Genomic DNA, 21,659 nt, shown 5'->3' with positions numbered 1-21,659 from the left:
CAAATCCTATCGCGGTCCAACCTGGCATCAAAAGGTTTGCAGTTCGCACGCTATCTTGCTGCTCCGAGTAAGGGCCAATTTCATTTTGCAAATCACAATCTAATCGGGGTGGACGGAGATAGATGGAGTAAATGTCCTACGATCACAATTTATTCTGAGCCCAATTTCACAAAAATAATGACTCCCAGTGTGGATCCATTTGTTGAAAGAGAAGGAATTCAAATCAATCTGTTGTTTCCACGTACTGAAAAGCTTGTTTTTACAATTTCTTCAATCTCACAAAGTACCACATCCAATTTGTTGCCAGACCTCCTCCTTGTTTCCCCCAAGACAGCCAAGAAAATTCCGCCCGATTATATTTCCTTAAAGACAGGAGTAACAAGCCCAGATGGTTTATTTTTACTGAACTCCAATTCACACTATCGTTCGCTCACGGAAAGATATGTGGATAGTATTGTTACAAATTTATAAAAGTCATTTTTACCTATGTTGTTTGCTGTTTACGGAACAAGAGTTTTTGTTAGGTAGTAATGAATCGCTTCTTTCCAAATACATTAATTCTTTTTGTCAGTTCTCTTTTTTTAGATGCTGATGTGGTATCCGAAAAAAAATGGTTTTCTGAAACTCCGCAAAACCATGCTGATCTCAATGCAATTCAGGATCGGTTGAGGCTAATTCTATCTGAGGCAAAAAAAAGTTTGGTCGCAATTGAATCTGATGATGGTGCAGGGAGTGGTGTAATTGTATCAGAAGACGGACTCGTTCTTACCGCGGCACATGTTATTGGGAAAACTGGCAAAAGAATGAAGGTTCGTCTCCCTAACGGTAAGAGTTTACCGGCAGTAAGTTTAGGTGGTTCAGAAATTTCCGATGCGGGGATGTTAAAAATAACTAAAAAAGGAAAATGGCCTCATGTGCAGATTGAAAAAATGAACAGTTCAAAAGTGGGGGATTGGTGCTTCGCGATTGGGCACCCCGGGGGATTTGATAAGGAAAGGGGAATAATAGTTCGGCTGGGCCGTGTAATTGGGAAAACAGAGGACACATTACAGTCTGATAGCCGTCTTCTTGGCGGGGACTCGGGTGGACCATTATTTAATCTAGATGGAAAAGTGATCGCAATACATAGCCGTATTTCTAAAGAACCGGATCAAAACTTCCATGTTCCAATTGAATGTTTTCATATAAATTGGGACTTTTACAGAGAGGGCCAACTACTTACTTTTGATAAACTTGAAGAGAAAGGATTTTTGGGAGTATCTTGCGAAGCCACAAAGGACGGATTAATGATACTAAATGTAGTAGAAGGTAGTTCCGCACAAAAAATAGGTCTTCAAAAAAACGACGTCCTTTATTCATTAGATGGGGAAAAATTGGATTCGCGAGAAGAACTGACCATTTTAATTTCGGGTAAAAAACCAAATGAAGCAGTTACGATAGAATACCATCGAGGTGAAAAACAACTTTCTCTTCGAGTTGTTTTGGGCGAAAGACCAACTGAATAAAGCTATTTAAAGATGAAAATCTTGAATCAAATCATTCTTATTTTATTATCTACATTACAAGTTCATGCATATACGGACTTGAATAATTCAGAGTTGTTAATCGCTTCAGATCGACTCAATGGGAGTTCAATTCAAAATGCATTTGGGAGTTCAAAGGAGGTGGCAATTCAAGCAACGGTACGATTACTGAGAAATAATAAATTAATTGCACTGGGTAGCATTGTCCATCCCAGTGGTTACGTAATAACCAAGGCAAGTTCCTGTGTTGGTGCTCGTGAGGCAGAAACTTTTGACGGGGAAAAATATTCGCTTAAAATTAAAAAAAGGTACGAAGAAACGGACCTCGCTATATACAAACTCGAGACCGACAAGAATTCTTTTCAGGTAATTGACTGGGATGTAGATTGTAACACGTCAGAAGGAAGTTGGGTTTTTGCAGCCCATTCGAATCTAGAAGAAATTCGTATCGGAGTCACTAGTGGCCTGCCTCGAAAAATTGGCCGGGAAGGCGGCGTAATGGGTGTTCTTTTAACAACTGACACCAGCAAAGTTAAAGGAGTAAAAATTTCAGAAGTTGTTCCGCAAGCAGCCGCCTACCGAGCGGGCCTTCTAGAGGGCGATATTATAACAGAGGTTGATAATAGAAGGGTTAAAAACCAGGACTCACTCATCAAAATAATCGGTAAAAAGGATCCGGGTGATGTGGTTCGTATAGAGGTAAACCGAAAGGATGAGATAAGAAAATTCTTAGTAACCCTTGGCCATCGTTCCGTTACATTTGATTTATTTAATCGAAACTTACAAATGAGTGGGCCTGTCTCGAAGCGAAAAGATAACTTCGAAATGATTATCCAGCACGACTTACCGATCGGTAAGGAATCTATGGGTGGCCCATTATTTAATTTAGATGGAAAATGTATAGGAATAAATATTGCAAGAGTGGATCGAGTTTCGACTTATGCACTACCCGCTTACCTTCCAAGTAAGGTAATCGCACCATTCCTGGAAAAGCTTCCTTAATGTAAGACTATAAAACGGGATAACCAATCACCATTCGAAAGCCTATCTCTGAACCACGGTAGGAGGGCTCGTAACTCATTCTACTGGCTGAGCGACAATCATGTGCGGTTCTGTAAAAGCTACCACCCCGTACCACTCGCCTACTTCCATTAAATGGGCCTAGCGGGTTGATCACTGCTGACTTGGAAGAATATTGACCATAAAAATCTTGGCACCATTCCATCACATTTCCATGCATATCATAAACGCCCCAAGCGTTAGGGGGGTACCTCGGAGAATTGGGATTGATTGGAGATACCACCTTTCTGTTAATTAACATAGGCTCACCCCCCAAAACATACTCCGGGCGCGATCCGTTCAAACAAGCATTTACGCCCGACAAACGCTCCCCACTCCCCAAACCAGAAAAACCTAATGTTCCGGCCCGACATACATATTCCCATTCTGCCTCGGTTGGTAATCTAAAAAACATTCCTTTAGGTAACTTTCCGAGGCTGTGCGCAAGGGTAGATTTATTCCAACAAAATGCAGTTGCTTGTGAATATGAAATATGAGTAATGGGGTTCATTTGTCCAATTCGTCCGATCGCTGAAATTTTGTTTTGAGCAAAATATTTTGTAATTTCACTGAGAGAAGAGAACTTTATACTATTAATAGCATAACTTTTTCGGTTTTTCCCTCCTATTGCCCAATTTCCAATAGTTCCAAAATTAGGATATGATTCTTCTAAAAAAAAACTTTTTTGGATTTTCCCATTTGATATCACTTTTTCGTACTCTTGAATAGCATAATTCCCATCAATAAATTCTCCTTCTTTGCAAAGTTTTTGAATAGTCCTGCTTTTCAAAGAAAATACTGGATGACCACGCTTTAATGAGAATGGTAAATTTTGGTTCCATTCCCTCTTGGTGACCTCAAATTTACCAATCCAAAAAGGCTTAGTAAGAACGACCTTATGGGGATTCTCATCTTCTCCCCTTCCGGGCTCGCCTCGTGGACTTCCCATCGTAAATTCGCCCGGGTGAATCCTTACAAAACTTTTGAACTGACTTAATTTTTGAATGTCATTTTGTTTAATTTTTAAATCTAACTCAGATGAAAAAGGCGAATAGGGTTTCGTATCTAAGGAACCGGAAACTTCGGTTTCTGAGCAGCAATTAAAAAAAGCACAGGAGAACGAGAAAAAAAAATGAACTACTTTTAATCGCATTCTATTTATCCTCTACTCCCTTGTTATCCATCGGGAGTTTTATAAAAAAAGTAGTTCCTACACCCTCCTGCGTATCGAACCAAATTTGTCCGGAATGGGACTTTACAATTACATTATGTGCAATTGCTAAACCCTGTCCTGTGCCGACTCCGACTTCTTTTGTAGTGAAAAAAGGTTCGAAAATACGGGTTTGAACTTTTTTAGGAATTCCGCCGCCATCATCATTAATTGAAATAACCACACAGCCTGCATCTGCATAATGCATAGTAGAAACTTTCAAGTTACCTTTTTGGGCCTCTTGAAAGCGATCTCTAATTGCATGGGCTCCATTAACAACAAGATTTAAAACCACTTGGTTAATTTCTCCAATATTGCAGGGAACAAAAGGCAAATTCTCATCCAATTCTAATTTTAATTCGGCATGATATTTCCATTCGTTTGTCGCAACCACAATAGTGGATTGAATGGCCTGATTTAAATCACTTGGCCTCTTGGCTGATTCGGCATCTTTGTAGGCAAAATTCTTCATCGACTTAACAATTGTGGTAATCCGACTGATTCCTTCTTTTGCCTGATCCACTGCCTCAGGTGCATTTTCGACAAGAAATTGCAGTTCCTTTAGGTCGGGTGCCGTAGCCTCCCCTCGTAATTTTGCAATAAATCCGTCTACTGCATCCTTTAAAAATAGTATATTATCATTTGCAAATTGGGAGGGAGAGTTAATTTCATGTGCAATACCGGAGGCCAATTGTCCCACCGCTTCCATTTTTTGAGCATGTACTAGCTGGGTTTCTAATTCTTTCCGCTGGACCATTTCCTCCTGCAATTGCACCGTTTTAGCCTGCAATTGCACTGTCTTTGCCTGCAAGGAAGACGTGCGCTTTTTTACGGTGGACTCTAAGCCAAGAATAAGTCCTTGGAGCCTTCTAATTAAGGACTTTATTTCATAGGGGCCTGATTCTTTTAAGGTGAACGGTCGATTATCTTCAATTGAGCTTTTGGCAGCGGACTCGAGCTTTCTAATAGGGCTCGCAAAACTTTTATAGATGACAAAAGCTAACGAAGTAACGAGTAAAAAATATAAAGTGCTCGCAATCGACAAAAGAATCAAATCGCTCTCTTCTTTTTGATTTAATTCGGATTGCTTCGCATCTAATGAGGATTTCGATTTCTGTAAAAATTGTTCCGCTGCTTGCTCCAAAAAATTAAGCCCCTGGTCTAATTCTTCCCTCGCATTGTTAAATTGTTTTTTTAAATAATTTATACGTTTTATATCGTTGTCTTCTTCGGTTACTTCCCATACCGACATTTTTTCCATTTTCTTAATCGACAAAGATAAATTATTTAATCCGTTTGCAATAGGTTCCAACATGCTTTGAGGATAATTCTTAAGGTACTGGTCAGAAATTTGATTGAGTCCAATTTTAGCAGCCGTAAAACGATCCCAAGTTACCCCAAATATACCCTCGTAATTTTGGGGATACACTTCGAAAGATACTACAATTCCTCTGGTAACTTCCAAAAAATCCTTTACATCGGAATATTCTCCGGCTGATTGCCCAGAAAATTTACTTTCCTGGTGAAGTTCATTTGCTAATTGATTGGTGCTACGAAACATCCACCACCCAAAAATTCCCACTAACAGTGCACCTCCTATACTCGCTGATGAAAGTATCCAAATATATGTTCTTACTTTCAAAGCGTATACATATAAAATTCTTAAGAAGTCACTGGTACTGTGACTTGTAGTTTTCTTGGAAACGGGCTTTCCGCATAACAGGAATTATAATTACGAATTACCTTGAGGAGCTGTCGATCAACATCTGCACCGCAGGATGCAATCAAGAAACCGTCATCTAATCTTAATTCCTGAGCTAAACGCATTCCAATTTCTAACTCTTTAATTGGTATTTCCTCGAGATGGAATTTTTTTTCAGCGACCACCAATAAATTGGACAAGGAATCAGTTATTATTGGGTCATAATCATTACTCCGACTCTTTAAAGTCTGTACAATTACACTCCGATCGTGGCCAAGTTCTTCATAAAAGTCGAAATCTAAGCTGACCCGTAAAATAGAAGCAAGCGAACGAACACCCGAGCCGTCTTCTTTTTCAAATCGGTGTTGAATCTCTAATTTTTGCAGAATGGCATCGACCTCTTCCAGTCCGGGAATTTTGGAGATTAAGTTTTGGGTGTCAATCGGTACCTGTTTCACCAACTTTTTTACTTCAGAGCTTAAATCTCTTTTATGATAAACATCCTCTGAAACAGATTCTGGTAATGAAATATAGCCAAGTTGCGAAAAAACGCTCGCTACATCGACTCGCCACCGGTTGGGTATATTTAGCATTTCTGCTAATTCATTGGACAGTCGCCCCACCCGTTGCGCTCTTCCGAAGAAAAGTGGTTTTACCGTGGAAAGTGATTGGGCAAGCGCATCCACTGCTCCGCGCAAAGTTTTATCCAATAATATTCGCTTACTCCGAATTAAGTCGTGCTGCTCTAACCCCGCTCGCAATACTTTAACTAATGTTTGGGGAGGGCATGGCTTGGATAACATACGAAATACATTACCGTCATTCACTGCTGCCATTGCGGATTCAAAATCTGTATGCCCGGTCAATAAAACGGTGACCACTTCGGGATCTCTCTTCTTAATTTCAGAGAGCATTGTTGCCCCGTTCATCTCTGGCATTCGCATATCAGATAACACAAGTGCAAATCCTTTTTCCCTGTCGAATACCTCCAAACCTTCAACTCCGTTAGAAGCCATATGGAGTTCAAAGTCTTTTCTTAAGTTTAGTTGAAATCCTTTAAGGATAGATTCTTCATCATCGACGCAAAGTATTTTATTATTCATAGGGAATTATAGGGGAATTTTCAAATCCTTAAAAAAAGATACCCTAATATTACAATAGCAGTGTTTCATATCAATTACTTTTAAAATTTAATTCGTATACACTTTGTTCGAACTATTAATCGATTTTGTCATCCGCGCCTGAGACTTCCCAGTGTTTGGCATCCCATTGATTGATTAATGCCCAGTTCCTCAAATTCATAAAAAAGTGCAGGGATTTTGTGAAGATACTCAGGGTCTCCAAGTTGACCAATTAAATCTGCTGCACGAGCAAGACCAGCAAGATCATCAGTTCTTTCATGAGATTGTCCCTCAGGTACTAGAAATAGTATCTTTTCTATACAATCTGTCACTAAATCTTTACCTGTAAGCTTGAAGCTCTATTTTCACTGGCAAGAAAAGCAGCATAAATAAAGAAATTTTTGGTATAAAATATCGATCGAAATTATAAATTGAACAAATTCCTATTCTACTGGTGCCTTACCATTAAATTGTTTCATGCTTTGAATAATTTGGCTTGGGGGCCACCCTTTTGCGGGATAATCCTGATTGGCCTGTAAATCAGCAACTGACAGCTCACTCGCTTTGGCCCCACCTGTGGGTACTTTTGCTTTGGAAATCCAAATAATTCCATTCAAAACAAGCTTACGAAAATTATCAGACCCCCAATTTACATGGTTATGCCCACCAGTAAATCCGAACGCTCGTCCATTATTGTATTCTTCTCCTCGTTGGTAAGCCCACGCAACATGTTGTTTTTCTTTACGGTCTAAAACTGATTCTCTTACATGTGGATTATTGCTATGAGCTCCATCCTTTCTTTTTAATGTATCTGCAGATGGTAGCGCGGACAATATGGGAGTAACTCCATTCATCGATTCGCGAAACCGCATATGATAATACCATTCATCTTTAATTGAAAAAGGCTTTACTCCCGAACTAATGGGATGTTGGGGAAATAACTTAAATTCAGCGACCCAATGCGGGTTTACCGACCAATTGGTCTCAAAATATCCACCCAACCATTTAAGAAAATAATCCCCGGGTGCTCCCTTCGGTACCTCCACGCCATAGTGAATACAAGCCAGGCCAACCCCCCTCTTCATTACGCGATCAAACTCCTTGAGGTGAGCGTTTAAGAGGTGCCTTCCCCCACCATCACAATAAACAACAATCGCAACCGCATCGTCAAATACACTTGGATCTTTAGGGTAACCGCCATCGGTCACAACAACAGATTGTAATCCCACATCTGCCTCATCAAGTTGCCTGGCTAATAATTTGGAACCTGCAATGTGCTCATGGGAGAAATAACCATGGCTCTTCGCTCCCGCGACAAAGACCACTTTTTTGTCTTCTCCTGTCAGGAAAGAACAAAATAAAGGTAACAATAAAAGAAAGGATTTTTTTATAGTAGGCATAGAAGTTATGAGTTGAAATAAAAAGATTTATTTATCGGGGTTTCATAACCTGCTTTCAAGTAGAAAAATACCTACAATACAATGCTATTACTTGGTAACCTAACTTATTCCATTCGCCACACTTTCTTTTTGAAACCCCATTATTGTCGCATATGCCAAAACATGTCAGGCAAATTTGGGGGCTATTTACTCTTTTCGTTCGGGAGAGTAAAAAATATACATTGGAGGAGAAAAAAGGAACGATTGCATAGCTAAAAGGAGCAAAAAAGATTGAAGCCAATACTGATTAGCCATACGGAATTAACCTTAGAACAAACAATGATTGCATATATGTAATTATTTCTTGGCACTTACGGAGATACTGTTAACTTTAAAACCAATATGAGTACATCCTTAGTTTTTCGTTTTTGTATTATGATGTTTCTTCAATTTTTCATTTGGGGAGTCTGGTATGTCCCTATGTGGACCTTTCTTGGTACTTTAGAAATTGAAGCAAGCCTACGAGGAACTGCATATGCTGCAACTGGAGTCGCGGCAATTATTTCTCCTTTTATTGTTGGAATGATAGCGGACCGATTTTTTCCGACCCAAAAAGTGTATGGCTGGCTGCACATCTTAGGAGGAGCCAGCTTGTTAATGATAGGCCAAGCTACTAGTTGGGAAAGTTTTTATCCCTATTTGCTCCTACATTTAGTTTTTTACATGCCAACCTTGGCGTTAGCAAATTCTCTGTCCTTTCAGAATATGATGGACCCACAAAGGGAATTCCCACCGATTCGGACTCTTGGTACAATTGGTTGGATTGCTTCGGGCATATTAGTCGGTAGCAGTTTTTTTGAAAATGGAATTTATCATCTTTCATGGCCCGCTTTTTTAGGCGGGAACCCACCCCCAAATGGATGGAGTTCAATTGCCAATACATCAGGAACTTTTGAAATTGGTGCGATCGCCTCCTTCGCACTTGGCCTATACGCATTTTCACTTCCCAATACGCCTCCAAAAATGAAAGGGAAAACTGTATCTGTGGGAGAAGTATTGGGACTCAAAGCGTTTAGGCTGATGAAAGATCGATCCTTTGCAATTTTTATATTTTGTTCATTTCTTACCTGCATTCCACTGTCGTTTTACTTTCAGTCCGCCAATGGATTTTTAAAGGAAATGGGCATTTCAAATTCAGAAGGCGTAATGACCCTCGGACAAGTTTCAGAAATTTTCTTTCTCTTACTAGTGCCCTATTTTTTTCGTAAACTTGGTGTGAAAAAAATGCTGATGATTGGTATGTTTTTCTGGGTTCTACGGTATATTCTTTTTGCAAATGCAGATGCTCAAACACACGCATTACTTTACTTGGGAGTCATTTTTCATGGTATTTGCTACGACTTCTTTTTTGTAACTGGTCAGCTCTATGTGGATAAAGTTGCCCCCAAAGATATTCGCTCCAGTGCCCAGGGGTTTATCGCATTTGTAACTCTTGGGGCAGGCATGTTCGTTGGCGGAGAATTAAACGGTTGGTGGAATTCAAAGCAAGAGCTAGCCACCGGGATGAATTGGGAAGCAATTTGGTATTTTCCCGCGATTATGGCAGGAATAGTTTTATTGATTTTCTTTTTTATGTTTCGAGATCCAACCTCAACCAACGAAGTTTAATTTTTCTTACTTTATTGCTTTTAAAATAACTTAATATCAATAAAACTGACCTACATCTATGAACAATCAATCTACTCGACGAAATTTTGTTAAAACTGGTTCTACTTTAACCGCAGGTGCCCTGCTAGCCAGTCCCTACATTGCGAATGCTGCCAAAGATGATAAAATTATCAAAATTGGCCTAGTAGGGATCGGGGGAAGAGGTAGTGGTGCTGCCGCACAAGCCATGAATGCAGATCCTAATGTTGCCCTCACTGCTATCGGCGATCTTTTCGAAGATCGAATAAAGCTTCGAAGTCGAATTCTTAAGGCTCGAGGAAGAGATAAATATCAGGTTACTGATGACACCACCTTTATTGGTTTTGATGCCTACAAAAAAGTCATCGACTCTGGAGTTGATGTGGTGATCTTAACCACTCCCCCCGCCTTTCGCCCACAACATTTGGAATACGCTATTAAAAAAGGGGTTCATTGCTTTTTTGAAAAACCCGTAGCGGTTGATGCTGAAGGTGTTCGTAAAGTAATTGAACTGGCCAAAAGGGCAAAAGAGAAAAACTTAAGTTTTATGTCTGGTTTTTGCTGGAGGCACCACCAACCAAAAAAGGATGTATTTGGACGGATTTTGGACGGAGCCTTAGGGGATATAAATGCAATGTACAGCACTTATAACGGGGGTGAAGTTTGGAAGAAAAAGCGCGAGGAAGGCTGGGGAGATCTCGAGGCTCAAATGAGAAATTGGAATGCTCACTTATGGCTTTCTGGAGACTCAATCGTTGAACAAGCAGTTCATTGTATTGATATGATGCAATGGGCGATGGGCGAGACACTACCTACACACGCTGAAGGTTCGGGAGGTAGACAAGTTTACAATGATCCTGATAAATACGGTAATATTTACGATCATTTTGCAATCGCTTATCAATGGGAAAACGGTGCACGCGGTTACCATTTCTCTAGGCAACAAAATGGAACGGCTGGGAGTTATGAGCTTGAACTACTTGGGAAAAAAGGAAGCTGTTCTGCAAAAAATCGCCATATGATTGACGCGGGGGAAAATTCATGGAGATATCGAGGAGAAAATAATGATATGTACCAAAGCGAACACGATGAATTATTCGAATCCATTCGAAAAGGAAAACCATTCAATGATGGCGAACGAGCTGCCCACAGTACAATGGTTGCAATCCTCGGTAGAATGGTAGCATACACAGGTCAGAAAATCACTTATGACGATGCATTGAATTCTAAAGAAACCCTCGTTCCTGAAAACTTTGACTGGGAAATGGAACTCGCAGTTCCGAATCCTCCAGTACCAGGCGTTACCCGTTTTTCATGAGGTGTTGCTGATTGATTCCCTTAGTTGGATTGTAATTTTCTGCCTAACCAATCAATCACTGACTCAGTAGCTAAGTGAAGAGCATCACCAGAAAAAAGGTGGTCAGCACCTTCAATTTCTACAAGTTCGCGGGTTTTTTCGAAGTTTGTAACTAAAGACTGAGACTCTTTACAAGAGATAACATCATCCCTTTTTCCATGGATAAGAAGCCACGGAATTTCAACCCCAGACACACGGGGTACAATACTATTAATTTGAGTTATGTCGTCTGCAAATTCTTGAGATAATGGACATGTTTCTTCGTTCCACATATTATCCTTACCAGGAGTAAGCATAGCAAATTCTGACTCAAAAAAGTTCTTTGTATTGGCGATTCCGGCAAGAGAGATTAAAAATTCAATTCGAGAATCAACCGCAGCAGTCAATGCACCTACAGAAGCACCCATACTATGACCGGCATAAATAGGACGCCAACCGCGTTCTTTGACCGCGGTTACTATACATTGTAAATCCTCGATTTCCTTAGTCATTGTACATTGGTCAAACCGACCGCCTGAACTCCCATTACCAGGAAAAGAGAATCGCAAAACAGACATTCCCTGCTCCGCTACTTTTTCAGCCAACTTTTGAATAATTGGTTCATCCATGTTCGAGGCAACTCCATGGCCAATAATCAAAAGATAAGAATTTCGTCCGGTTCCTTCATGAAAAATATATTCAATATTCTCTTGTAGGCTATTTGAGATATTTTCGTTCATGGACCCTTTTGATTCTCAATACCTACATTCTAAAAACCCATCCAAGATAAAAACTTAATTAAGCGGTGATTCCTCAATTGCTCTCAATGAAATATAATATCGATAAAAAAGGGGGTCTTTGGTTTTGATTTGCCCTAATACCCCTTGGCCCATTTCATCAAAACCCAAACCTAGTTTTAAAATTAAATCACGATTAGAAACTAGCTTTAATTTAGGATCATCCGAATTAATTTGTCTGTATTCCTTTATAATTTCACAATCAAAACTCGGACGATTATCAAGCGGATTAATTTCCTCCTGCTTTTCCAAAACACTGATAGAATTTTCTATTCTGCCTAGATCAAAATTGTTTAATTCCTGAAAGTTCTCTGTCGTTTCTACGAGTTCATTCTCGGGAATTAAATTGGACTGAATTGATTCATCAACCGGAGCAAAATTTTGTGGTTTGATAAAATCGTACGAAATATCTTTCATAAATCGGGAACAATTTATGACATAGGAAGCAAAAGAAGAAGGAATCGATTTATTTAGATAAAAATTTTGGCTTATTCTTACTAACCCGGCCAAACGTGAAACATAAATATTTTCATTAGAACGAGCTAAATTAATCCACTGATATAAATGATCTAAGCCTTCTTCCTCTAATCTCCTGTCATCATCAATTTCAAAGTACATCCAAGGCAACTTCACATCAGTAGGGGGAGGAATGAAGTCGTCTGGATCAGTTATCATAATTGCTTGCCAGCAACTGGGCTTTATTTGGCATGACTTTAACAAGATTGTAGCAGTATTTCCATCTGCCCATGCATAAATGTTTCGAGCTAATAAACTTTCTTTCTTCTTAAAATTTTCAATTTTCTCAATGAGGTCTGTGCTGGAAAAAACGGGGAGTACGACGCAAGCAAAGCCTTGTTGTAGCATGAAGCCAAAACTGGATTCGAGTTCAGCATTTTGTTCTTTATATGAACCTGAGCTATCTCTTAAAACAACCTTTACAAAAACTCCATGCGCGTACTCCATAGGATCGCCCACTCTCCTCGCTTTCTGCTTTTGCACATCTACAACCGTTGCACTCTTTTTTAATCCCGGTAACACGACACCTTGAATCTCTTCATAATCCCGGATTTCATAATTTGCGAGAGGTTCAAATACTGTCTGAATGTAATTTTCATAAATATCTCTTGTTGGCCGGGTAAAGCTCATCACTTTAGAAGAGTATTGATCCTCCTCCCCAACCCAATAGCCCAAATGCTGAGGTTTGGGTAAATCTGTTGGTCGCCTGACAAAATGATCTAGCGGTAATTTTTTAAGAATCGAGTTGAAGGCAGCTTCGCTAGGTTTTCCCCAAGCTAAAGTAAGTCTCCAGTTCGCATAATTTTCAACTAAGCGAAAGCATGCACTCTCTAATATGTACAAACAAAATAAAGAAAAAAGGATACATAATAAACCCTTGGTGAAATTGATCATTTAAGTCGGGCTTCTTTCATTAGAATTTTTTTCCTTCGAATTACCAACCCTAGTTTCTGGAGTTTGTAATCCATCCTCTGCTGAATTATTACCAGAAGGTACTTCCGTTTCTTGAAGGTCAGTATTTTCACCTGCAAGCGTTGCGCTATTTTCAACAGGGTTATTATCTAACTCAGTTCCTTGATTATCAGTCTCATGACTAGGAGGAGTACCTGAATTAATAATTGGTAAAATGTCTTCACTTCCGGGTTGAGTTATTTCATTATCCAATGATTTGCCCTCCTCACTATTCCCTAAATCATTGCCTTGAGTAGGTTGTGAATCGATCGGGGAAGCTGTACCTAATAACTCGCCTTCACCACCCTCTCCAGATTTCGAGCCCTCGTCCTCAGAATTCGATACACCATCCGTTACACCAACTTGAATATCCGCACTGGATGATGAACTCTTTTTAGCAGAAGTTTCTACATTCTCTTCTACAAGTGTTCTTTTTGAAATTACCTTCCTCCTTGATCGTAATGAGTAGGAAAATAGAAAAATGGATAAAACTAATGAAATCGTAGTGGCGAGAAAAAGCTCTGTTTTTTCAGTCTTAACTATAATATGATCTTCATCGAGAAATTTGAGCCAAAATAAAATTACTATAGTAAATAGGGGAATTGCGATACCGCGAAAGAGAAACTTGATGCGCTTTGTATTTTCCTCCACCGAATATAAACTAATAAAAAATAGAGCATAGGCTAACAATGCGAGTGAAAGAAAAATTTTAAGTCGGAAAACTTGACTTACTGGTGAGTCAACATTTGAAGCACCAAACAATTCTGGTACGGGATACCCTACAAAATAACTTTGTGATAGGGTAAACATAAAATTTTCTAAGGACTTATAATCGAATACTAAAGCCAGCCAAAAAAATGGTATCAACAGAAAGCATACGCTTCCTAATGAAAGAAAAAACACTCGATTAATACTAAGCACGGAAATTTTATAATCTATATAAATAAGATTAATGCAAGAATATCTAGGTTTCAGTTCTTATCAAAAAGACTGTTTTTTTTATTTGGGAAACAATCCGGCTATCAAACCAAGTTGAAATATTCTGCCTTGCTAATTCATTTCCCGCAGTCGAAGCCCCAGCTTCCGCACACAAAATAAATTTCGCGATACGGGATATTCTCTTGTGAGAGAATTTTTCTAGTTGTCGGAAGCAAGCGGAAATATGTCACTGTCCAATTATATCTTTTCCGTCTTATTGGATTCTCCGCTTAATTGCACTGACAGGAATAGGAATAAAAAAGAAATCGTTTCATTTCTCCAAATTTCTAAAAAAACGGTCGGACACGGCACACATTACGCGTATCCAAAATGTCTTATTATCTTTCAATGGATAAAATCCTAATATCATCAAATTGAATCGGCGTTCCCGCATAGGGGTATCCCCAAATGACACATTTACCACCTTTAAATAAAACATCATCTGAATGTTCTACAAGCCAAGTTTTAGGTTCCTCTAAATCCCTTGGCCAAATTTTTAATTTTAGTAAATTCTTGTCCTGTTTTAGAGGAATAACTTGAAAACGGATTTTCCACCACTGGTCACTTTCCCAGGTAAATACTTTTTCCAACAATAGGGTCTCATCATTATAAATAAGGATTTTTCGAGTGGACGCATTCCAGCGAAATCGGTATCCGCGAATTCCCCCAATACCGGCAGCAATTGCTGGATACCTTCTGCCCTGCTTTGAGGAAAGAAAAGAGAAATTTAATTCCATCGCTTTTTCACGAACCCGAGGCCCGAACATGAATCCAAAGTCGCCGACTGGACTGCCAGACAATTCTAATTGGTTGCCGGCTTTATTTTGTTCTACCAAAAAAGAACCATCCAGAATGAATAGGTTTTCCGGTTCATCTTGGGGAGTGAGGCCGGAAAAGTTTTCTTCAAATTCAACTTTCCATGAATTTATGTTCTCTACGATATCATTGTCAAAATCACCGGATAAAAAAAACGGGATATTTAAAAGAGTAAAAATTAATAACGGTAATATTGTAACATTCATAATGTATTTCGAATTCGATTTCACTCATCGTGCAAATGCTTTATTTGGCTTTTTCTCAAAACCAAGTTCACTGAAAATTTAGTCCAAAGAAAGCACAAGATTATCAAAGCGAAGAAAAAGTATAGGAATCCCAACCCCGGTAACTGGCCAACTTCGCCAAGAATTGCCGGAGCAATTGCAAGAAGAGCAGAAATCGAACCCACGCCCAAACCCCAAAGGGCCAAAGTAAAGTGTTCCGAAAAAGCAAGATTTCTCAAATGTCCAAGCCGATAACCCAAGGCCTCCATTACACCAAATTCTTTTCCTCTTTCCATTAAGTTCCTTGCCACCACGACGGCCAACCCAACTGTGCCCAATAACATACCAAGACCACCAAGACCCTGAAAAATTGAGAGATAAGTATTCTCCACTTTCTGAAATTCGGAAAGACGATCAATTGATTCGGTGAGCTCCAATCCATAATTCGAAAACTTTTCCTCTAAATACGCTTGCATCATTTGAGATTCAGAAGGAGGAACACTGATCATAAAACTGCGATACCCTCCCTGTTGAGGAAACTTTTTTACAAATTGTTCTTCTGGTAAATAGATCGCTCCCTGTAAAATTGAACCCTTCACAGCTGCAACCAATTGAACGAAAAAGCTTCTTCCTTCTCCATCGAGAAATTCGATCTCATCTCCAATTCCTTTTTTTAAAGCCCACATCATTGTGTTCTGGTCCACCACCGCTGGTATTTTGCCATCTGGGAGTATTTTATTCAGTTGCGACCAATCTCCAATAGCAAAAGAAAATCGGCCCGCCATTTCGCTTGGATTGACTCCGTAAATCCTGGGTCTGACCGCCTTATTTAAATTTAAACAGCTGGCATCATCTCCCTCCCTAAAACGTATTGGAACTACCTGTGTATTTTGTAAAAGAGTAGTATTCAAATCGTATAATTCCCGTCCTTCCACACCATTTAGATCATCATAAATCGGTAACGCAGATTCACCAATCAATGAGAATCCTCCCGTGCCGGATAAAGGATCTTCTGGGGACACTGGCGGACCTTTGCGAAACGCTCCGGTACTGACTACTAAAAATGTCCCTGCCGCCATCGATGCCATGGTGACCAGACTCCGTCCAGTCCTTCTCCCCATATTTCGATTCGATAAATCTTTTGCAACCTTGAGTACTGTTATTTGTTGCCCGAATTTTTTTACCAAATAATAACGGAAATACAAAATTCCTGAAAGTAAAAGCATTGCTCCCGCTCCAAAATAACCTTCCGAAGCTCCCGGTGCTGAGAAATCCGTAATCGCGACCAATCCAATTGCTCCAATAAAAAAGATCATTGAAAGACAGAGCGAACCGCTCCATTTTCTTTTTTTGTGATTCAAATTGTTTTGATTCAAATTTTCTCCTGCTGAAAGAAGCTCTCTCGGTTCAAATTTCAACTGCCGACGCGTGGACCATGACATTGCAATAATCGACATTATTAATGCAGCAATTCCACCCCCTAAAATCGATTTTGGATCTACACTATACTCAAATATTGTACCGGATACGGCTCCGTTCCAATCGCCCGATAATAAACTTACCATTGACTGCCCGTAAAGAACAGCCAGTCCAACCCCAATCAATACTCCAATGATGGAGACGCAAAGCCCTTCACCAAGAACAAGCAGTCTAACCTTTTGGGGTGATAACCCGACGGCAAGAAGTAGCCCGACCTGCCGATTCCTTTGTTCAATTGAAAAAGCAAAAAGCATCCCCGTTAACGCTAAGGCAGCAATAATGACAAAAAAACTAAATGATAAAAATAACTGTCCAAAATCAACTGGAGACTCAGTTCCGGCTTTTGCATCTGCACGCAAAGATTGAAATATCAGACCTGCCTGATTTGCAGTCATTACATTTCTAAGTTTATTTTCAAACTTTATTGGAGAATGAATTTCGCGGGAAAACCGTAAACCGGTCAAAGAACCCCATCGATTCGTCCAAAGTTCTTGTCCCGCCTTCAGTGAGATGTATGCCTTCGGACTTCCCCTGTGCTGATTCCAATATTCTTCATCTTTTGGACGAATCTTATGGGTAATTGGAATTCCGGTATCCCATTCTCCACACGATTCTGCATCTGATAAACCTGGGAATTGCGGAGTCCAGTCACTCTCCTCCCCTTCTACCACATTTGGCGGATTGGGGCATACTCCACGAAGAATAAACTTTTTGCTCTCCTCCACCAGTTTTCTACGCTTACCCACAGAAAAATAACGCAATGTAATTGAATCTCCTATTTTTACACCGAGATCATCAATTGCCCATTGATTTAGGATGATCTCATCTTCACTCCAATCATCCGGCATAAACAACACTTTCTTCGGATCGACTGCACTAACCATTGAATACGGGATCAACCCACTACCATTGCCATCTACATTTTCCGTTTCAATGGTGTTGACTAGATAAGTGAGCACACCAGTGGCGTCTGAATCGATTGACAGAGCCGCTTTTTCCAAAGAAGGATTGAGAAAGACTTGCCGTGTACGAACTGAGAAGGCACTGGTATCCCGTAAAAGTTTTACGCTGATCCCTGCATCGGCCAAAGTCCACGATTTTTCCAAAGCGAAGCGGGTAGAATTTTCATCAATTACTCCCTTATCTGATCTGCCCAGCAAGAGGAAATTGGCAAAATCAGTTATTCCATTCTCTTCATCAAAAGAACGAAACATTCTCTTCTGTAGTGTTTGAAGAGGGACAAATAATGTGAGAGGTTCTCGCTGGTTTCCCTGAATCCCGAAATGACCAAATCCGTCCGAAGAAACGGGGCCTGACAATTTACCATTAAAAGAGACGAATTTGTTATCCCGCTCGCCCGACAGAGGAGCATCCCTCGAGAAAAGGCTTGGTTCTTCAATGCGTAAAATAATCCTGCCCTGCCCTGCCACCTTCAAGAGTTTATGTAACCGTTCATTGGCGAAGAAATTACCCGCTCCCCATTCCGGCCAGTTTTTTTGATCCGCCCACGATCCTATTGGAGAATGTGCGATATCCGGGGCTAGTTGCCAAAAACTCTCCTCCACACCAAGAACCTGTACATTCCCCACCCTCCCCGATCCATCGGGCAGAGAAATCGTTCCACGGGAAACCACAACCGGTGCCACCACAGTTCCACCTTCCAATTCCGTTGAAATTTCATTTGCTAACTCGTCACGAAAAAAACCGTCGGTTGCCAACAGGGCCATGTCTGCTTTGCCAATTCTCGCTTCGGCTATCTTAGATAAAGTAGAACGGACTGAATCTCCCACAGTCAATGCTCCAATTAAAACCATTGCACACAACGCGACACCCAATGCGACGCCCAGATTTTGTCTGCGAAAATAAAGGAGATTTTTGGCAATTATTTTCCAAAAACTCATCTTCAAAACTCGGTCAGTTTTCCCTCGTCCATCAAGTAGGTCGTCTTCATCTGCCTGGCAATCTCTGGAGAATGAGTAACCATCAAAAGGGTCAGCGCAAGAGCTTGGTTCAATTCAACCAATAATTCAATCAGCCTTTCTGAATTCATCTTGTCCAAGGCCCCGGTAGGTTCGTCCGCTAAAAGCAAGTCCGGTTGATTGATTAGAGCCCTCGCCACTGCGACCCGTTGCTTTTCACCGCCGGAAATTTCAGCCGGCCGATGATTCACCCGGTGGGAAAGTCCGACCTTATCCAATAGTTCCATCGCCCTTTTTTGCAGTTCCTTTCCCGTTAAGTTGCCAAATCCGGCCAATGCGGGAACCATTACATTCTCCATCACGGTACATTGAGGTAGCAGGTGATGAGATTGAAATATAAACCCGATTGATTGATTACGAAATTCAGACGCCTCTGCCACGGTAAACTTTCCCGTCGACCGTCCATCCACATAAACTTCTCCACCGTCGGGTTTATCCAGAGTACCAATCAAGTTAAGAAGCGTGCTCTTACCCGACCCGGAAGGTCCGACAATGGCCACCGATGAACCCTTGGGTATTTCCAGATTAACTTCGCCAAAAACATCCACTCTTTCTTCCCCTTCGGGAGACGGGTAGGATTTTGATATATTAGTAAGTTGTAAAAATGTTTCCATAAATTGATACGTTTAAATTGATTCTATTCCCATCTTTTTGCCTTCATTTCGAAACGGGGCAATTTTCCTTCCTCCACCGATTGAACCGGAATGCGAAGAGAGAAAGCATCCTTTAACTCCGTTTCCACTAATTTTGCAATTTCGGGTTCCGCCTCCACTTTAATTTTTATTTCAACCATTGAACCAGTATTTTCTTTGTATACGCGATACTCACGAACCTGGTTAAATCTTCGAATTACCGCATCCACGGATGCCGGGTACAGGTTTACTCCGCGTACCACAACCATGTCATCCGTACGCCCTAAAATTCCCCCAATCAGATCAAATATTGGATTTCCTTGCTGGTCCATCCCGGTTTCCAATCTTACCAAATCACCCGTTCGGTAGCGCAAAACGGGACAGCCAGTTCGTCCAAGGGTAGTAAGAACGAGTTCCCCTAGTGCACCTTCGGCAACCGGGAGTCCAGATTTTGAATCGACGACTTCAGGGAAGTAACTATCTGCAATAATACGCAATCCACCCTGCCCACCCGGAATCTCATAGGCCACCGGGCCCACCTCAGTCATCCCGTAATGGTCAATTACCTTTACCCCATGCCACTGTGTTGCGATTTTCTCCCGGAAACTCAGCTGACTTCCTCCCGTTTCGCCCGCAACTATGATCGAGCGTAAATGATTATCCGATAAATCTATTCCGGCCTCTTCCGCAACCTCGGGTAATCGAAGAGCGTAAGTAGGAGTGCAGAAAAGATGATCCGCTTTTTGCTCAAGAATCGTTTTTAATCTCTGCTCACTGCTTTGACCTCCACCCGGTATGCACAAGCAACCCCTCTTAGTAGCCGCATCATGGGCGGTCCAAAAGCCTAAAAAAGGACCGAAGGAAAAAGCGAAAAAACACTTTTCCCCTTTTTGTACACCTGCATTTTCCAATACCAAGTCCCAATTTCCCAACATCCATTGCCAATCACCCGGCGTGTCCAACCAGGCCATTGGGACTCCCAAAGTTCCGCTGGTCTGGTGGAAACGGGTATATTGATTCAAGGGGTAGGTTAAGTTAGTTCCGTAGGGCGGATTATCAATCCGGTCTTTGGCCAACATATCCTTGGTGGTAAAAGGGCACTGCTCCTGAAACTGGACAAATCCATTCAGTTGACTCACATTCTTAATTTGAGGCCAATGAGATTGTTGAAAACTATTTTTTTCCACCAACTCACCCAACATGGCCTGAAATTTTGGCCAGCGAATTGTATCTGGTTGATCAGCAGATTTTAAATCAGCCGATTGTTCCATGGCTCAACCTTAGGAGGGTTTAGTCGCGACCGTATCTAAGGGCACCTTCGGCGGCTTGGGTGCATGCTTGGTAATCAAGTAGCCACCAAAGGCAGCCATCGCAATCCCCAACACGAAAGGCCATTTCACATAGGACCAATTTCCTTCCTTAGTAGTGCTTACCACTGCATTGACCATCGGTGCACCCGCAAAAATAATCGACATAATGACCGGAACATAAGCAGGAGAAGACATTTTTCCAAAAGCAAGTAATACCCCCAATGCTCCAATTGCACCAAGAGTCCCGGCAATTAGTGACCATTGCCAACCCTTGGTCGGATACGCCCAAAAAGCAATATTACCCCCTTTCAGCTTAAGAATGATCAGAGGTGCGACCACTGCGGTCAGGAAGTATGCCAACCCGACCCATAAGAAAGCCATGATTCGTCCGTTTTCCTTATCTCCCATATTGGTTGAGCCAATGTGCATGCAAACACCATAGGTTCCCCAACAAACAACTGTAATTAATGCATAATATAAAAAATTCATAACAATCCTTTTTTCATCTGTTTTAAATATAGTTTCACGACTGAACATTTATTTTTTCGAGAACTACTTCCGGAATCATAATCGGGGCCATTGACCCCGATGCTTGGTCGAAACTAACACATGCAGCCACGACTTCTCCGACTGCAGCTTTTACCCGTTTTCCGCTTTCATCCTTCCAAAATTGAAAGGCGTAGGAAATTGATTTATCCCGAATTTCGGTAATGATTAATTTCACCTCCACTTCCTCCTCAAAACGAAGAGGTCTTTTAAATCGGCAGGATGTTTTGACTCGAGGCCAACCAAAGCGTCCATTCTCATCTTCCATGTCCACGGATAATCCCACGCTGCGAAGGAATTCATGTTCGCAAATTTCCATCCAGCGATAAAAATTGGTAAAGTGCATGATGCCGGCCAGGTCAGTCTCGCTAAATTCAACGCGTCGGGTGATAGAAAATTCAATTGCCATGTTCTC

General features: G+C 40.9%; 19 protein-coding genes. 5 read left to right on the top strand and 14 right to left on the bottom strand.

Annotation, left to right across the window (positions count from 1 at the left end; all coding sequences use genetic code 11):
* From ACKPQ5_RS04815 to ACKPQ5_RS04805, 3 genes are all read left to right on the top strand, one after another.
* A partial coding sequence (locus tag ACKPQ5_RS04815) for a hypothetical protein (RefSeq protein WP_407677967.1) occupies nucleotides 1-471 on the top strand: 471 nt, incomplete at its 5' end.
* Between the two features lie 59 nt (nucleotides 472-530).
* On the top strand, nucleotides 531-1,505 hold the full coding sequence (locus ACKPQ5_RS04810) for a S1C family serine protease (RefSeq protein WP_407677966.1): 975 nt from the start codon (nucleotides 531-533) through the stop codon (nucleotides 1,503-1,505).
* Nucleotides 1,506-1,517: 12 nt separating this feature from the next.
* Nucleotides 1,518-2,525 carry a PDZ domain-containing protein gene (locus ACKPQ5_RS04805; RefSeq protein ID WP_407677965.1) on the top strand — a complete coding sequence of 336 codons (1,008 nt, stop codon included), beginning with the start codon at nucleotides 1,518-1,520 and terminating at the stop codon, nucleotides 2,523-2,525.
* Between the two features lie 7 nt (nucleotides 2,526-2,532).
* On the opposite strand, the gene ACKPQ5_RS04800 is transcribed toward ACKPQ5_RS04805, so the two are convergent.
* The 5 genes from ACKPQ5_RS04800 to ACKPQ5_RS04780 all read right to left on the bottom strand — a co-directional run bounded on the left by ACKPQ5_RS04800 (nucleotide 2,533) and on the right by ACKPQ5_RS04780 (nucleotide 8,015).
* The gene (locus ACKPQ5_RS04800; protein ID WP_407677964.1) at nucleotides 2,533-3,735 is read right to left on the bottom strand and encodes a formylglycine-generating enzyme family protein; all 1,203 of its coding nucleotides are present in this window, start codon (nucleotides 3,733-3,735) and stop codon (nucleotides 2,533-2,535) included.
* Between the two features lies 1 nt (nucleotide 3,736).
* A complete protein-coding gene (locus tag ACKPQ5_RS04795) occupies nucleotides 3,737-5,374 on the bottom strand; it encodes a sensor histidine kinase (protein WP_407677963.1) in 1,638 nt (545 codons plus the stop codon).
* Nucleotides 5,375-5,454: 80 nt separating this feature from the next.
* Nucleotides 5,455-6,597: a response regulator gene (locus ACKPQ5_RS04790; RefSeq protein ID WP_407677962.1), complete on the bottom strand. Its 1,143-nt coding sequence runs from the start codon at nucleotides 6,595-6,597 to the stop codon at nucleotides 5,455-5,457.
* A 128-nt stretch (nucleotides 6,598-6,725) separates the two neighbouring features.
* Nucleotides 6,726-6,947: a hypothetical protein gene (locus ACKPQ5_RS04785; protein WP_407677961.1), complete on the bottom strand. Its 222-nt coding sequence runs from the start codon at nucleotides 6,945-6,947 to the stop codon at nucleotides 6,726-6,728.
* A 111-nt stretch (nucleotides 6,948-7,058) separates the two neighbouring features.
* Entirely contained in the window at nucleotides 7,059-8,015 is a 957-nt protein-coding gene (locus tag ACKPQ5_RS04780; RefSeq protein ID WP_407677960.1) for a ThuA domain-containing protein, read from the bottom strand.
* A 381-nt stretch (nucleotides 8,016-8,396) separates the two neighbouring features.
* On the opposite strand from ACKPQ5_RS04780, the gene ACKPQ5_RS04775 reads away from it, so the two are divergent.
* Together ACKPQ5_RS04775 and ACKPQ5_RS04770 are read left to right on the top strand one after the other, a co-directional pair.
* Entirely contained in the window at nucleotides 8,397-9,662 is a 1,266-nt protein-coding gene (locus ACKPQ5_RS04775; RefSeq protein ID WP_407677959.1) for an MFS transporter, read from the top strand.
* A 58-nt stretch (nucleotides 9,663-9,720) separates the two neighbouring features.
* Nucleotides 9,721-10,998, top strand: coding sequence for a Gfo/Idh/MocA family protein (locus ACKPQ5_RS04770; RefSeq protein ID WP_407677958.1), 1,278 nt, complete (start codon nucleotides 9,721-9,723; stop codon nucleotides 10,996-10,998).
* Nucleotides 10,999-11,018: 20 nt separating this feature from the next.
* Here ACKPQ5_RS04770 and ACKPQ5_RS04765 read toward each other — a convergent pair whose 3' ends face one another.
* The 9 genes from ACKPQ5_RS04765 to ACKPQ5_RS04725 all read right to left on the bottom strand — a co-directional run bounded on the left by ACKPQ5_RS04765 (nucleotide 11,019) and on the right by ACKPQ5_RS04725 (nucleotide 21,653).
* Nucleotides 11,019-11,756 carry an alpha/beta hydrolase family protein gene (locus ACKPQ5_RS04765; RefSeq protein ID WP_407677957.1) on the bottom strand — a complete coding sequence of 246 codons (738 nt, stop codon included), beginning with the start codon at nucleotides 11,754-11,756 and terminating at the stop codon, nucleotides 11,019-11,021.
* A 54-nt stretch (nucleotides 11,757-11,810) separates the two neighbouring features.
* Nucleotides 11,811-13,223 (bottom strand): hypothetical protein, encoded by a 1,413-nt coding sequence (locus tag ACKPQ5_RS04760; RefSeq protein ID WP_407677956.1) that lies wholly within the window; start codon nucleotides 13,221-13,223, stop codon nucleotides 11,811-11,813.
* Entirely contained in the window at nucleotides 13,224-14,090 is an 867-nt protein-coding gene (locus ACKPQ5_RS04755) for a hypothetical protein (protein WP_407677955.1), read from the bottom strand.
* A 506-nt stretch (nucleotides 14,091-14,596) separates the two neighbouring features.
* Nucleotides 14,597-15,280: a hypothetical protein gene (locus ACKPQ5_RS04750; protein ID WP_407677954.1), complete on the bottom strand. Its 684-nt coding sequence runs from the start codon at nucleotides 15,278-15,280 to the stop codon at nucleotides 14,597-14,599.
* 20 nt (nucleotides 15,281-15,300) lie between these two features.
* On the bottom strand, nucleotides 15,301-18,678 hold the full coding sequence (locus ACKPQ5_RS04745) for an ABC transporter permease (RefSeq protein ID WP_407677953.1): 3,378 nt from the start codon (nucleotides 18,676-18,678) through the stop codon (nucleotides 15,301-15,303).
* 2 nt (nucleotides 18,679-18,680) lie between these two features.
* Nucleotides 18,681-19,370: an ABC transporter ATP-binding protein gene (locus ACKPQ5_RS04740; protein WP_407677952.1), complete on the bottom strand. Its 690-nt coding sequence runs from the start codon at nucleotides 19,368-19,370 to the stop codon at nucleotides 18,681-18,683.
* 23 nt (nucleotides 19,371-19,393) lie between these two features.
* A complete protein-coding gene (locus ACKPQ5_RS04735) occupies nucleotides 19,394-20,659 on the bottom strand; it encodes a phenylacetate--CoA ligase family protein (protein WP_407677951.1) in 1,266 nt (421 codons plus the stop codon).
* 9 nt (nucleotides 20,660-20,668) lie between these two features.
* Nucleotides 20,669-21,187: a hypothetical protein gene (locus ACKPQ5_RS04730; protein WP_407677950.1), complete on the bottom strand. Its 519-nt coding sequence runs from the start codon at nucleotides 21,185-21,187 to the stop codon at nucleotides 20,669-20,671.
* Nucleotides 21,188-21,221: 34 nt separating this feature from the next.
* Nucleotides 21,222-21,653 carry an acyl-CoA thioesterase gene (locus ACKPQ5_RS04725; protein ID WP_407677949.1) on the bottom strand — a complete coding sequence of 144 codons (432 nt, stop codon included), beginning with the start codon at nucleotides 21,651-21,653 and terminating at the stop codon, nucleotides 21,222-21,224.
* Between the last annotated feature and the right edge of the window lie 6 nt (nucleotides 21,654-21,659).

This window comes from Candidatus Seribacter sulfatis (assembly GCF_964187635.1).
Lineage (GTDB): Bacteria > Verrucomicrobiota > Verrucomicrobiia > Opitutales > Seribacteraceae > Seribacter > Seribacter sulfatis.
This window is presented reverse-complemented; position numbering and strand designations above follow the sequence as displayed.

Excerpts from the sequence above, each read along its gene's own strand:
- ACKPQ5_RS04810 (WP_407677966.1), top strand. The coding sequence starts at position 531 with ATGAATCGCTTCTTTCCAAATACATTAATTCTTTTTGTCAGTTCTCTT.
- ACKPQ5_RS04805 (WP_407677965.1), top strand. The coding sequence starts at position 1,518 with ATGAAAATCTTGAATCAAATCATTCTTATTTTATTATCTACATTACAA.
- ACKPQ5_RS04800 (WP_407677964.1), bottom strand. The coding sequence starts at position 3,735 with ATGCGATTAAAAGTAGTTCATTTTTTTTTCTCGTTCTCCTGTGCTTTT.
- ACKPQ5_RS04790 (WP_407677962.1), bottom strand. The coding sequence starts at position 6,597 with ATGAATAATAAAATACTTTGCGTCGATGATGAAGAATCTATCCTTAAA.
- ACKPQ5_RS04780 (WP_407677960.1), bottom strand. The coding sequence starts at position 8,015 with ATGCCTACTATAAAAAAATCCTTTCTTTTATTGTTACCTTTATTTTGT.
- ACKPQ5_RS04775 (WP_407677959.1), top strand. The coding sequence starts at position 8,397 with ATGAGTACATCCTTAGTTTTTCGTTTTTGTATTATGATGTTTCTTCAA.
- ACKPQ5_RS04770 (WP_407677958.1), top strand. The coding sequence starts at position 9,721 with ATGAACAATCAATCTACTCGACGAAATTTTGTTAAAACTGGTTCTACT.
- ACKPQ5_RS04765 (WP_407677957.1), bottom strand. The coding sequence starts at position 11,756 with ATGAACGAAAATATCTCAAATAGCCTACAAGAGAATATTGAATATATT.
- ACKPQ5_RS04760 (WP_407677956.1), bottom strand. The coding sequence starts at position 13,223 with ATGATCAATTTCACCAAGGGTTTATTATGTATCCTTTTTTCTTTATTT.
- ACKPQ5_RS04755 (WP_407677955.1), bottom strand. The coding sequence starts at position 14,090 with ATGTTTACCCTATCACAAAGTTATTTTGTAGGGTATCCCGTACCAGAA.
- ACKPQ5_RS04750 (WP_407677954.1), bottom strand. The coding sequence starts at position 15,280 with ATGAATGTTACAATATTACCGTTATTAATTTTTACTCTTTTAAATATC.
- ACKPQ5_RS04745 (WP_407677953.1), bottom strand. The coding sequence starts at position 18,678 with ATGAGTTTTTGGAAAATAATTGCCAAAAATCTCCTTTATTTTCGCAGA.
- ACKPQ5_RS04740 (WP_407677952.1), bottom strand. The coding sequence starts at position 19,370 with ATGGAAACATTTTTACAACTTACTAATATATCAAAATCCTACCCGTCT.
- ACKPQ5_RS04735 (WP_407677951.1), bottom strand. The coding sequence starts at position 20,659 with ATGGAACAATCGGCTGATTTAAAATCTGCTGATCAACCAGATACAATT.
- ACKPQ5_RS04730 (WP_407677950.1), bottom strand. The coding sequence starts at position 21,187 with ATGAATTTTTTATATTATGCATTAATTACAGTTGTTTGTTGGGGAACC.
- ACKPQ5_RS04725 (WP_407677949.1), bottom strand. The coding sequence starts at position 21,653 with ATGGCAATTGAATTTTCTATCACCCGACGCGTTGAATTTAGCGAGACT.